General features: G+C 38.0%; 12 protein-coding genes. 9 read left to right on the top strand and 3 right to left on the bottom strand.

Features of this window, described 5'->3' with window-relative positions; translation table 11 throughout:
• Window positions 1–132 precede the first annotated feature (132 nt).
• Complete coding sequence (locus tag OSO01_RS14880) at window positions 133–957, top strand: aldo/keto reductase (RefSeq protein ID WP_147211252.1); 825 nt, start codon at window positions 133–135, stop codon at window positions 955–957.
• Between the two features lie 257 nt (window positions 958–1,214).
• Here the strand turns inward: OSO01_RS14880 and OSO01_RS14875 are convergent, their stop codons facing one another.
• The gene (locus tag OSO01_RS14875; RefSeq protein ID WP_147211251.1) at window positions 1,215–1,757 is read right to left on the bottom strand and encodes an HD domain-containing protein; all 543 of its coding nucleotides are present in this window, start codon (window positions 1,755–1,757) and stop codon (window positions 1,215–1,217) included.
• Between the two features lie 216 nt (window positions 1,758–1,973).
• Here OSO01_RS14875 and fni point away from each other — a divergent pair, with 216 nt between their 5' ends.
• The 8 genes from fni (at window position 1,974) to OSO01_RS14835 (ending at window position 10,696) form a co-directional block, all read left to right on the top strand.
• Entirely contained in the window at window positions 1,974–3,023 is a 1,050-nt protein-coding gene (gene fni, locus OSO01_RS14870) for a type 2 isopentenyl-diphosphate Delta-isomerase (RefSeq protein ID WP_147211250.1), read from the top strand.
• 454 nt (window positions 3,024–3,477) lie between these two features.
• Window positions 3,478–3,927 carry a DUF2188 domain-containing protein gene (locus tag OSO01_RS14865; RefSeq protein WP_147211249.1) on the top strand — a complete coding sequence of 150 codons (450 nt, stop codon included), beginning with the start codon at window positions 3,478–3,480 and terminating at the stop codon, window positions 3,925–3,927.
• Window positions 3,928–4,051: 124 nt separating this feature from the next.
• On the top strand, window positions 4,052–4,768 hold the full coding sequence (locus OSO01_RS14860) for a DsbA family oxidoreductase (protein ID WP_147211248.1): 717 nt from the start codon (window positions 4,052–4,054) through the stop codon (window positions 4,766–4,768).
• Window positions 4,769–5,186: 418 nt separating this feature from the next.
• Complete coding sequence (locus OSO01_RS14855; RefSeq protein ID WP_147211247.1) at window positions 5,187–5,957, top strand: iron ABC transporter ATP-binding protein; 771 nt, start codon at window positions 5,187–5,189, stop codon at window positions 5,955–5,957.
• A 483-nt stretch (window positions 5,958–6,440) separates the two neighbouring features.
• Entirely contained in the window at window positions 6,441–7,496 is a 1,056-nt protein-coding gene (locus OSO01_RS14850; protein WP_147211246.1) for a siderophore ABC transporter substrate-binding protein, read from the top strand.
• A 44-nt stretch (window positions 7,497–7,540) separates the two neighbouring features.
• Window positions 7,541–8,530 carry an ABC transporter permease gene (locus OSO01_RS14845; protein ID WP_147211288.1) on the top strand — a complete coding sequence of 330 codons (990 nt, stop codon included), beginning with the start codon at window positions 7,541–7,543 and terminating at the stop codon, window positions 8,528–8,530.
• A gap of 34 nt (window positions 8,531–8,564) precedes the next feature.
• The gene (locus OSO01_RS14840; RefSeq protein ID WP_147211287.1) at window positions 8,565–9,590 is read left to right on the top strand and encodes an iron chelate uptake ABC transporter family permease subunit; all 1,026 of its coding nucleotides are present in this window, start codon (window positions 8,565–8,567) and stop codon (window positions 9,588–9,590) included.
• A 359-nt stretch (window positions 9,591–9,949) separates the two neighbouring features.
• Window positions 9,950–10,696: a SurA N-terminal domain-containing protein gene (locus OSO01_RS14835; RefSeq protein WP_147211244.1), complete on the top strand. Its 747-nt coding sequence runs from the start codon at window positions 9,950–9,952 to the stop codon at window positions 10,694–10,696.
• Between the two features lie 65 nt (window positions 10,697–10,761).
• Here OSO01_RS14835 and OSO01_RS14830 read toward each other — a convergent pair whose 3' ends face one another.
• Together OSO01_RS14830 and OSO01_RS14825 are read right to left on the bottom strand one after the other, a co-directional pair.
• Window positions 10,762–11,982 carry an Nramp family divalent metal transporter gene (locus OSO01_RS14830; protein ID WP_147211242.1) on the bottom strand — a complete coding sequence of 407 codons (1,221 nt, stop codon included), beginning with the start codon at window positions 11,980–11,982 and terminating at the stop codon, window positions 10,762–10,764.
• 170 nt (window positions 11,983–12,152) lie between these two features.
• Window positions 12,153–13,091: an agmatinase family protein gene (locus tag OSO01_RS14825; RefSeq protein ID WP_147211241.1), complete on the bottom strand. Its 939-nt coding sequence runs from the start codon at window positions 13,089–13,091 to the stop codon at window positions 12,153–12,155.
• Between the last annotated feature and the right edge of the window lie 248 nt (window positions 13,092–13,339).

The following is a 13,339-nucleotide window of genomic DNA, read 5'->3' as shown; positions in this document are numbered from 1 at the left end:
TTTAATAGTACTAAGCACTTTTCTTTGTTTTGTCTGTCTATTATTGTAAAATCAAAATGAATTACTTGAAAAAGACACAATCTAATAGTACCAAACAGAAATAAAATTACTTGCAGGAGGAGATTTGAGAATATGAAATACGTGACACTTAATAATGGAATGGAAATGCCGCAGCTTGGTTTTGGAGTCTGGAAAGTAGAAAATCAAGAAGCGATTCCTGCTGTGGAGCATGCGTTAAAGTCTGGTTACCGTTCGATCGATACAGCGAAGGTTTATGGAAATGAAGAAGGCGTTGGACAAGCAATTGCAAATAGCGGTGTAGCACGTGAAGAAATCTTCCTTACAACCAAAGTATGGAATGCAGACCATGGTTATGATGAAACCTTAAAAGCATTTGATGCAAGCTTAAAAAGACTTGGAACTGATTATGTAGATTTATATCTGATTCACTGGCCGACTCCAGAATATGACCAGTATATTGATACGTACAAAGCTTTGGAGAAAATATACAAGGATGGCAAGGCAAAAGCTATAGGTGTATGCAACTTTGAAGTGGAGCATTTACAACGCTTATTAGACGAATGTGAAGTTGTTCCTGCTGTGAACCAGGTGGAATGCCACCCATATCTTCAGCAAAAAGAATTGCGTGCATTTTGTAAAGAAAAAGGCATTCATGTAGAAGCTTACAGCCCGCTTATGAACGGCAGAGATGTTTTGGAGGATGAAGCTCTTAAGCAAATTGCTGAAGCAAAAGGGAAAACAATTGCGCAAGTGATTCTTCGCTGGCACCTGCAATCGGATTTGATTGTGATACCAAAATCAGTAACACCTTCTCGGATTGAAGAAAATCTGGACGTATTTGATTTTGAGTTAAGTGAAGAAGAACTGAAAACAATTGACGGTCTGGATCGCAATGTCCGAAGCGGAACACATCCAAATGAAATGAACAAACGCTAATCTCGAACGTTATATCTTAAAGAGTAAGAAAGTATAAAATGTTGAGGATAGCCGCTCCAACGGTTTTCATGGGGTGAGTAATCGCAACCCCAGAAATACACTACGCTTCTCGTAGGCCCCGAGCTTATCTCCTCGAAAAAAAGTGCTCTTCTTTCGAGGAGGCTGAGGCGTTGCCCGCGGAAAGCGACTTCCCGTAGCGGACATCTCCTTGGCAAGAACACCTTCTCGCTAAGTAAAAGCGAGAAGGTGTTTTCTAATCATTTGAAAAAACGCTTTACAGCCTGTTCAAACTCTTTAAAATAAGGAGGAATTTCATGAGGGGATAAGTGAGCATACATTTGTTTAGCGATTTCTTCATTATACCATTTTTGCTGACTATATCCGGCATTGAAGTTCTTCCAAATGTCATCACCAATCTCTTTATGCTCTTTCTCCAGTTCTAAGAGGTTATCCAGTTTATCCGCAATAATCAGATATTTCACTTCTTTTGGAGCATTCTTCAAATGGTCCACAGTTGCCTTTTTCCTCTCCCACCAGGATTTTGATTTATCCTCTGTATGTGAAGCAACAAGGTCCGCGACCTCTTTCCCAAATTGCTGTTCAATATCTTCAATACTGACTTTGGTATCCTCTACAACATCATGTAAATATCCTGCGCTGATTAAAGCATCTGAACAGCCTTCCTTTTCTAAGCGTTCTCCAACACGAATAGGGTGGGTGATGTATGGCTCGCTTGAATTTTTACGTACTTGCCCTTGATGAGCTTTTGTGGCAAAAGCTTTTGCGTGGTTTCTTTTCATTATTTCCTCCCAAAAACATAAATAAGTAGTATTATTATAACAGAAAACACGTGTATAATCTGAATATTATATGATAAAGTGCCTGAAATAAGAGCTGTTTAGAAATCTTTATATTTATTTTGTCAATATGCTGGACTAACGTCATTTATCTTTCATTTATTTCACGAAACAAGTACACTAGATATAATACTAAATTGAGATAAGCGAGGGACATTTATGGAAAAAGGAATTAACCAACGTAAAACAGAACATATCCGTCTTTGCCTTGAGGGAGAGGTAGAAGGTGTTAATAAATCAACTGGGCTGGAAGGAATTCATTTTCTCCATAATGCTTTGCCGGAGATTGACTTTGCCGAAATTTCACTTGCAACGTCATTCTTAAACAAAGCTTTACAGGCGCCATTTCTTGTCAGTTCCATGACAGGCGGTTCAGAGCTGGCGACAACCATCAATCAAAATTTAGCTTTGGCTGCGGAACAAAAAGGATGGGCTTTAGCAATCGGTTCAACAAGGGCGTTTCTAGAAAGTGATCAGCATAAAGAATCCTTCCTTATCCGTCAACAGGCTCCAACTGTGCCGTTAATTGTGAATATTGGAGCTGTTCAATTAAATTATGGCTACGGAGCAGAAGAATGTCAGCGTATTATAGATAAAACGGAGGCTGATTCTATTGTACTGCATTTAAATTCATTGCAGGAAGCAGTACAGGATGGCGGCGATTTAAATTTTAAAGATTTACTGCCAAAGATTGAACAGGTCTGTAAGCAGGTAAATGCACCGGTCGGCGTGAAAGAAGTTGGCTTTGGAATTGATGGAGAGGCAGCGGAAAGGCTTTATGATGCAGGAATATCCTATATCGATGTTGCCGGAGCCGGAGGAACATCTTGGAGTCAGGTTGAGAAGTTACGTTCTAAGGACCCATTGAAGAAAGCAGCTGCAGAAGCATTTAATAACTGGGGGAATCCAACGAAGGATTGTCTGGTGTCTGTACGCAGCCAGCTTCCTGATGCTCCGCTTGTTGCTAGCGGCGGTATGAAAACAGGGGTAGATGCTGCAAAGGCAATTACAATTGGTGCAGATGTCATCGGTTATGCAAGACATCTGCTTCAGGCAGCGACAGAATCAGCAGAAGCCGTTGTTCAAACAATGGAGCAATTGGAGTTAGAGCTGAAGATGACTATGTTCGGCATTGGAGCTGTCAATCTTGATGAATTGAAAAATACGAAGCGTGTCTCCATTAATGGAAGATCGCTATTAGATACGTAAAGAAGCGTGGGAGTAATCCCGCGTTTTTTTTATAATAGGAAAGTATATAGAAATTGCTTAAGAGTAACCGCTCCAACGGGTTTCATGGGGTGATTAACCGTAACCCTAGAAATACACTACGCTTTCCGTGGGTCCCGAGCTCATCTCCTCGAAAAAAAGAAGAGCACTTTTTACCTGCGGAGGCATATAGGACGTATGTCAGTTCGGTGCCTGAGACAGGACGTCGCGAACTTAACCGAACTTCCTTTCGTGTTGCGCATTCCCACAGGAGTCTCCGTGTATTTCTTTTGGGACTGCGATTACTCGTCCCATCGAAAACCGTCGCAGTGGACATCTTCTTGGAAAGAACACCAGTATTTTAAAGGCCAAGTGATTTTCTTGGTTTTTCTCATGAGTAAAGATGTTTTATGTAATTAGAAACGGGAAAACTCCATATAAAAAGGAGGAGTTCTTAATGGTCTGGACAATGAATGATTATCCAAGCTCCATGAAAAAACTTGAAAAACCTGTTCGTAAAAAAGCAATTGATATTGCTAATTCTATGCTTGATGACGGCTATCAGGAAGGAAGGGCTATTCCAATAGCTATTGAGCAGGCAAAAGAATGGTATGAAAATGCTGATAAAGAAGAGGTTCGCAGCTATGAAAAAAGCGGAAAGCCAACAAAACGCTCTAAAGAGGGGAAAGAAAAAACAAATAACCCGGAACGTCTGGAAGAGGGAGAAGTGGTCTATAGCCATGATGAAGGATGGGCTATAGCGTCTACAGGCTCCAGTCAGGCAAGTCAAATATTTAATACCAAAGATGAGGCTGTGAAAAGAGCTGCGGAAATCGCCAAAAACAAAGGGACATCCTTGACCATTTACCGGGCAGATGGGGCGATAGAAGATAAAAGAAATTATTGATGTTCTTTCATTATTACCCTGCTGTTTTGAGTGTGAATATACTCATTGACGAGAATGAATGCAGATTACTTTGTTCCCAGGTTTCCTTGTGCTAAAATAAGTGAGGAAATTGAGGTGAACATAAATGAAAGTTGAAATTTGGTCTGACTTTGTATGCCCATTTTGTTATATTGGAAAACGCCGGTTTGAACATGCTTTGAAGAAATTTTTACATCGTGATCAAGTAGCAGTGCAGTTTAGAAGCTATCAGCTTGACCCGACTGCGCAGCATATCCCGGATAAAAACTTTACTGAGACATTTTCTGAGCTGAAGGGTATTCCTTTAGAGCAGGTATCTGTAATGAATAAACAGGTAGCCGATCAAGCTGAAGAAGTTGGTTTAACTTACCATTTTGATACGATGAAGTATAGTAATACCTTTGACGCGCATCGAATTGCTAAGCTGGCTGCTGAAAATAATAAAGAAGCTGAACTGACAGAGCGTTTATTTCAGGCTTATTTCACAGATTCTGAGCTGCTGAGTGATAAAAATACACTGGTCCGCTTAGCAGAAGAAACTGGTTTGAATAAAGAGAATGCAGAAAATGTATTAGACAGCTGTAAATTTCGTAATAAAGTTAATGAAGATATAGATTTAGCAAAACAGCTTGGTGTCCAGGGAGTTCCGTTCTTCGTATTTAATGAAAAATACGCTGTTTCCGGTGCACAGCCGGAAAAGACTTTTACACAAGTACTTGAAAAAGTTTGGCAAGAGGAGCAGGAAAAGCCTGTTTTGCAATCATTAAACCCAAATGAGAATAAAACATCCTATTGTACTGGTGATGGATGTGAGAATAAATAAAGAAGAAACTATTATAAACACCCTTGTAAATTAAAGGGAACTTTCCTTTAATTAGTACCAACGACTATGAATATAACAAAAAATTGAACGAAGATCAGAAAAAACTGCCAATAGGGGCAGTTTTTTTTGTTATTCTCTAATTAATATTAATCTTCCATTGACGATGGCTGAAAATTTGATATACTAGGTATTGGTATCTAATTGATAATGAATATCATTATTATTTAGAATGATTGGAATTTGATAATGATTATTATCTGGATGAAGTTTGAATGAATTTTAAAAATAAGGAAGTTTGTTGAATTCATGCAGAGAAAGGCTTTGCATATATGGAAGATTTGGCATCTGGTTACATACTAATGCTTTTTCACTTACTTCTATTTTTTAGTTAATACTTAAAGAAAGTAGGGGCTGCGAGATGATCGAAATTAAAGGATTGACAAAGAGGTTTGGAAGTAAACCTATTATAAAAGATGTATCGGTTCAAATTAAGCCTAACAAAATTACGTCGTTTATTGGACCAAATGGTGCAGGGAAATCAACGTTGCTTTCCATGGTAAGCCGACTGCTTGATGCAGATACTGGAGATGTATTACTTGATAAAAATAATATAAAGAATATGAAATCTAATGAATTTGCCAAGCGTATTGCCATTTTAAGACAATCCAACTTTTTTAACGTAAAATTAACGATTCGGCAATTGGTATCGTTTGGCCGTTATCCTTACTCAAAAGGCCGTCTAAATGCTGAGGATAATCGGATTGTCGATCAGGCAATTGAATATCTGAACTTAACAGATATCCAGCATAAGTTCTTAGATGAGCTGTCCGGAGGTCAAAAGCAACGGGCATTTATTTCTATGGTTATTGCCCAAGACACAGAATATATATTACTGGATGAGCCATTAAATAATCTGGATATGAAGCATTCTGTACAAATCATGAAAATATTACGCAAGCTTGTTGATGAGCTGGGTAAAACAGTTGTAATTGTATTGCATGATATTAACTTTGCTTCTGTTTATTCGGATTACATTGTAGCTTTAAAAGATGGACAGCTAATAAAAGATGGTCCAACACACGAAATTATTAATTCAGAGGCTTTAAACGAAGTCTATGATATGCATATTCCAGTCCATATGCAAAACGGCTGCCGTTTTTGTGTATACTTTGATTCGCATATAAGTTAAATACAGCCAATCGTTCGGGGCATCTAAACGCCAACAAGTCGAGCAGATAGTTGTTTTCTTATAAATACGCAGACTGACATGGTTTCTCAATAAACACCTGGGAACTCATCTTCTTTGTGGCAGTTAACTGGCAATGATTAATCTAACTCATGCGTGCTTCTTTCATAGGGAGCACGCATGTCTATGATGTGAGGCACGTATTTTCCTAATCTGCTCATGATAAAACAAAAATAAGAAACGTTTGAATTGGTGATTTTTGTATTATATATAAATTTCAAAATACTGTTGACAACGCTTCTCAATTTGATATACTTTAAACAGACTAATTGAGATTGATTATCATTATCAAAAAATATGTGATAGCAAAAATAGAAATAATAATTATTATTTAAATCATGCGCTAAAATATAATGCAGAGTATTAATTTGATCAATTAAATAGTCTAATCATTAATAAAACATACATAAAGGAAGAGGTAGGAGAATGAGAAAATCAAAGTTTTTTAAGTCAACGTTTATTATAGCAATATTCGCAATCTTTGCATTGACACTGGCAGCTTGTTCAAATTCAAGTGATGAAAATGAAAATGCTGATGATCAGACAAGCGATTCTGCTGAAACAGATGAAGGAGCAGAGGATTCTGCCGAAGATGCAACTGTAGAAATTACGGATGCTCATGGAACTGTTACAGTACCGGTAAACCCGGAGAATGTAGTTTCTTTAGATAGTAGAACTTTTCAAACGTTATCTGACTGGGGCATTGAATTATCTGCTGCTCCAAGGGATTTAATACCTGAAAATATACCGTATGCAACTGATGAATCAATTGAAAACATAGGAAACCACCGTGAACCAAACCTTGAAATTATCGCAGCGGTAGACCCTGAGCTTGTCATTGTCGGTCAAAGATTTGGTAATTATTATGAAGATATAAAAGAATTAGTGCCAAATGCAGCTGTTATTGATCTTAACTTTGATGTTTCCGAAGAAGCTGACACACCTGGAGAAAATTTAGAAAATGGATTTAAGGACGTTACTAACTCTCTTGGACAAATTTTTGATAAAAATGAGGAAGCTGAACAATTGACAGCTGATTTTGATCAAGCGATTGAAGATGCTAAATCAGCTTATAATGGAACAGATACAATAATGAGTGTTATCGTATCTGGTGGAGACATTAATTTTGCAGCTCCTCATTCCGGTCGTGTTTGGGGCCCACTGTATGATATCTTTGATTGGACGCCGTCATTAGAAATTGATCAGTCTTCTTCAGACCACCAGGGTGATGATATTTCTGTTGAAGCTATTGCAGAAACGGATCCGGATTGGATTTTCGTAATGGATCGTGATGCTGCTGTATCATCTGAAGAGGAGGCAACCCCTGCTCAAGATGTAATTGATAATGCACCTGCTCTTCAAAACACAACTGCTGTTACTGAAGGACAGATAGTTTATGCACCAGCAGACACCTATACAAATGAATCCATACAAACATTTACTAAATTATTTGAAGACCTTGCAAATACTTTAGCTGAATAGTATAGAGGAGTATAACTATAGTGCTAAAAAATACAATACAAAAAATGTTCGGGGCTGGGAGTTCTCAGCCCCTGCATTCTAATCATCAAAAAATATGGACAAAGCCTTTTATATTAGCAGTCATCATTGTTATTATTCTAGGTGTTATTTCCATGCTTGTAGGAGTTTACGACATACGTGGACGAGAAGATGGAATGGATATGTTTTTCATTACTCGTATTCCAAGGACAGCTGCACTAATGCTTACCGGAGCCGCAATGGCGATGTCCGGGCTCGTCATGCAGCTTATTACACAGAATCGTTTAGTTGAACCTACCACAACAGGAACGATTGAATGGGCAGGCTTGGGATTAGTTGTTGTTTATTTATTATCTCCTGCGCCAACTTTATTCCAAAGAATGACCGGAGCAATCATTTTTTCCTTTATAGGAACGATGGTTTTCTTTTTGTTTTTAAGAAGAGTGAAGCTTCGATCGTCTTTAATTGTCCCGATTATCGGGATCATGCTTGGAGCGGTTATTTCTGCAGTTTCCACGTTTGTTGGGCTTGTTTTTCAAATGTCGCAAAGTGTTGAAACTTGGTTTGTAGGCTCTTTTGCATCGATTCAGGTCGGAAGATATGAATATCTATGGCTGATTGTTGCCATTACTTTTCTCATTTTTATCTACGCTAATAGACTGACATTAGCTGGACTAGGGGAGGAAGTTACAAAAAGTCTTGGCGTGAGTTATAATCAGATCGTTCTTATTGGTACTGCGCTTATTGCTGTCGCAGTTGGTATTGTTGCGGCTGTGATTGGAAACTTGCCGTTTTTAGGTTTGATTGTCCCAAATATTGTTTCCATGTTTAGAGGAGATGATCTCAGGAGTAATCTGCCTTGGGTTTGTGTGTCCGGAATGGCTGCCTTGACCGCTGCTGATATCATATCCCGGACAGTTATTATGCCATTTGAGGTACCTGTTTCTTTAATACTTGGAACAGTGGGGGCAGTCGTATTTATTGTTATTTTGTTAAGAAGAAGGAGGCTAGGATAACAAATTGGAATATACTAATGAAAAAAAAGTCAAAATGGATTCCAGCCTTCCTAATAAAGATAAACCTTCTAAAGCTTTCCGTTCCAAAAAGGAGGAAAGACGTTATTGGATATTATTGATAACGCTGATTGGTTTGGGTATTCTTTCTTCATATGGACTTTTAGTTTATAATAATCCAGTTCCAGTAGACTCCCCATCCTTTATCCCAGTTGCTAAAAGAAGAATGGTGGCTATTGTTTCCATGATTATTGCCGCAGTATGTCAAAGCTTGGCGACGGTTGCTTTCCAATCGGTTACAAATAATCGGGTTATAACTCCTTCGCTTTTAGGGTTTGAAGCACTTTATTCCACGATTCATACGAGCACCATGTTTTTCTTTGGTGCCACTGCGTTTATAGGTTATATGGGTACTGGATCATTTTTATTTCAAGTGGCTATTATGGTCGCGATGTGTTTAATCCTTTATGGATGGTTACTTTCTGGAAAGTATGGAAATTTACAGCTTATGCTTTTAGTTGGAATCATTATCGGAACGGGACTAAGATCTTTGTCAACTTTTATGAGAAAACTGCTTGCACCTTCTGAGTTTGATATTTTACAGGCAAAGCTGTTTGGATCTGTCAATAATGCAGATGTAGAATATTTTCCTATTGCAATTCCAATAGTAATCGTTGTAGCATTCCTCCTCTTTGCTTATGCGAAGAAATTAAATGTATTGTCACTCGGGAAAGAGATTTCCAGTTCTTTAGGGGTTAATCATAAGTTTAGTATCATTTATGTTCTTGTATTAGTTTCTATTTTGATGTCAATATCAACAGCTTTAGTTGGTCCGCTGACTTTCTTTGGCTTTTTGGTTGCAACGTTGAGTTATCAGCTGGCGCGAACCTATGATCACAGATATATTTTTCCAATGGCTCTTGCTATCGGATTCTTGATACTAACGGGTGCATATTTTATTATGAACCATATTTTTAACGCTCAAGGCGTCGTTTCAATTATTATTGAAATCGTTGGTGGAGTAACATTCTTAATTATAATCTTAAAGAGGAAGACTTTATGATAATTCAAGTTTATCAATATTTTTATATCCTCAAAACTGTTAAAAGTCATGTGTGATTGCTTTCAACAGTTTTGAGGATATTTTTTGTTTTCTGTCTTATGAAATTAACAACATGGAGCCCTTATCTCCCTAAAGTAAAAGAAAATACCTCGAAAGAACCGTTTAAATAATTAATGGAGCTTCAAAGGATGTATTTCATAATTTAATTTTAAGTCATGAGTTTTTTGTTTATGAAAGTGGGGAAGGATATATGGAAGGTCATGTTATCTGTTAAAAATAAATTGCTCGAAAACTTGAAACAAGATAACCATGTATGATTGAATGGAACATGACAAATTTTTAAAGTGAGGGATGTTTAAATGAAGAAATTTACATTAACGATAATGATGATTATAACCATGCTATTAGCAGCATGTGGAAACGATGATAACAATGCAGAAAAAAAGGAAGGAGATCAGCAGCAAGAAAACGCTGGAGAACAACAAGAAGGCGCCCCAGAGCAACAAGAGCAGGCAACACCGGAATTTGAAGATGATGAGTTTCTTGACGAAAAAGAACCTGTTGTTTCTGTAAATGGAGAAGAAGTTCAAGGGGATGCTTATAATAGAGCCTATCCTTTGGTTAAATCAGTAATGTTCCAATCAGGACAAGATGTAGAAGATACAGAGGCATTGCAGGATGAGACAATTCAATTCCTGGTAGAGCAGGAGCTTATTATGCAGGAAGCAACTGAAGCTGGTGTGGAAGTGACAGATGAAGAAGTTCAAACAGAGTTAGATGCAATGAAAGAAGCGGGTGAAGAACAATTTCAAACCACGCTCGATCAATTACATTTAAGCGAAGAACAGTATGCAGAACAATTAGAGTTTGACCTTGCAACCGCAAAATATATGGAAAATGAATTTGATATGGAAGTGACAGATGAAGAAGTTGAAGAGATGTATGATCAAATGGCAGAGCAGGCTGGTGATCAAGAGATAGGAGAGCTGAATGACGAAACCAGAGCTCAGCTTGAAGGAATGATTGTACAGAATAAACAACGGGAGCAATATGCAGAAAAAGTAAATGAACTGAAAGAATCTGCAGAAATTGAAGAGTTAATTTAATTAGAAGATGCAAAAAATCCAGTCATGCTAGCATGACTGGATTTTTTTAGCATCATTTTAATGGTTTATAAAAAGCTGTTAATTGCATCTACTAAGCTGTAAATACCAAGAAATGCTACTACAGCAGTAACCAACCATCCGATAATATTTAACCAGAGGGCATTAACGTACTTACCCATTGTATTTTTCTTATTAACAACAATCATAATCAAAATTGCAATAAGCGGCAGGATTAAACCATTTAATGCTTGTGCGATAAGCAGCACTTCCAGTGGTTCAAATCCAAGTCCTGAAGTGATGATACCGAAAATAATGACTAAAGCAAAGACGATTTTATATTTTTTATTGGAGAAGCCGCCTTCCCATCTCATAAAGCTGCTGACAGTAACAGCTGCTCCCATTGGGGAGGCGATAGCTGAAGAAAAACCGGCAGCGAATAAACCAACACTGACAAATATTGGGGCTAAATCTCCCATTAAAGGCTGTAATGGAGCTGCAAGCTCAACGATACTTGTCACCTCAGTGCCATGAATTAATGCACCAGCTGTGATTAGAATCGCAGCTGTAATAATACCACCGACAGTAATGGAAACAATAGTATCCCAACGCACTGCTTTTAAGTCATTAACGCTGTTCCATTTTTCTCCAACTGTTGAAGCGTGAATGAAGAAGTTATAAGGAACAACAGTAGTCCCGATTAAAGCAATAACGACTAGTATGGAGCCTTGTGGGATTGTCGGAATAAAAGCTCCTTTTAATACACCAAGAACGTCTGAAGTAGCCACAAACATCGTTGTGATAAAGGTAAGACTCATAATACCGATAAAGACAATCATCAGTTTTTCCATGAATTTGTAGCCGCCGGCGATACCGAGAATCAGGATAATTACACCAACAATTGGTGCTACATAGTTTTCAGGAATTCCAGTTAAATACGAAACACCTAGGGACGTCCCGATTAAATCACCACTTATGTATGCAGCACATCCTACACAGACAGCTATTAAAACAATCCATACTGTTGCAAATTTCAGAATTTGATTTTGAAATAGTTCCCTGATATTTTCTCCTAATCCCTGCTTTGTTACTATTCCTATTCTTGCAACCATCTCCTGTAGGATAATCGTGGCTACAATGGCAAAGATAACGGACCATAATAAAGCAAACCCAAATCCTGCTCCCGCCCGTGTTGCAGTTGTTACAGTACCTGGTCCGATAAAAGAAGCGGTAATGATTGCACCCGGTCCGATGGCTTTAAACTTTTCAACAAATTTTGACTGAGCCAAGTAAACTCCTCCTTTGTTTGTAATTAATAAGGAGAGTTCCCTTATTATTTATTCAGTAAACCGGAAAGTATAAAGCTTTCCGGTTTACTGAAATCCAACGTTTTTCGAGGGCAAGTAATTGCAGCCCCGGTTAAAGTATGTCTTTAAAAGCATAGAAAACGCCAAGTTTTCTATGCATGTCCGCCATGAACATGTCCTGCCAGCACATACAACACTGCTGTGGATACAAAGTGTGATGAATTTTGATTGAAATCCTGCTGAGGATACACTTCCACAAAATCCATTCCACAGAGTCCTCGTTTACCGAATTCATAAATCATTGTAAGAAGCTCATAGGAAGTCAATCCATTGCCGTCAACCGGTCCGCCTGGATTGAATGCAAAATCAAGTACATCACTGCAAATAGTCAGATAGACAACATCTACATCTTTAGAAGCCATTTCGTATATTTCATTAGCATATTTCTTTAAATCTTTTTGCTCCCGGATGTCATTAATCGTTATTGTTACAGCACCGGCATCTTTAGCATGCTTTCCTGTTTCCGGCTTGTTTCTCGGGCCTTTAATACCAGTGTGAATTAAGCTTTCATTACGTACTCCTTCTGTTTCATATAAGCGCATAAAAGGAGTACTTCTTGCAAACTTATCTCCATCATGATGCGGCATATTGTCATAGTGAGAATCAAGATGAATAATACCGACTTTCTTACCGATATTAGTCAGACCTTTGACAATAGGGTAAGTCACACCATGGTCTCCGCCAAGTCCTACAAGAAATTTCCCGCTCTTCCACAAGTTTTCTGCAAACTCTTCAATTCGGTTCATTGTTTCCGGAACATCATGAGGGACGATGCTGACATCACCGACATCACCTAAGCTTAAATGATCCTCTACATTAATATGGTTTAATTCCGGCAGATATGTGCTGTATCTGGCAGAAGCCAGTCTAATTTGTTTCGGACCAAGCTCACAGCCTGTATAATCCCCCCATGTACAAGCACCTTCCCATGGCACGCCATAAATTAATACATCTGTATCATAGTCCTTTGTACTTGTCAGATTTTTTGCGCCAAGTAGCGGCGGTGTATTACCGTAAATATTTGAGTTCATTATGATCCTCCTCATCTAGTATGTTTACGAACTCTTCCTAGTGGAATTCTCAGATAAATAATCTTCTTTATGATTCATTCATTATCCACCATGAAATCTTGTTTATTTCTGCTTTCCTGTAAGAGAATCTATTCTATAATTCAATTACATAAAAATCAGAAAAAAGATAATTCTGTTTTTGGCAGAAAAATCTTCTATAGCTAACTCCTAAATAATAATTGAAATAATAGATTCATGTCAAGAAATCT

The sequence above is a fragment of the Oceanobacillus sojae genome (assembly GCF_007991515.1).
Taxonomy (GTDB): Bacteria; Bacillota; Bacilli; order Bacillales; family Amphibacillaceae; genus Oceanobacillus; species Oceanobacillus sojae.
The sequence above is the reverse complement of the archived record's forward strand: the minus strand, read 5'-3'. Positions and strand labels throughout refer to the sequence as shown.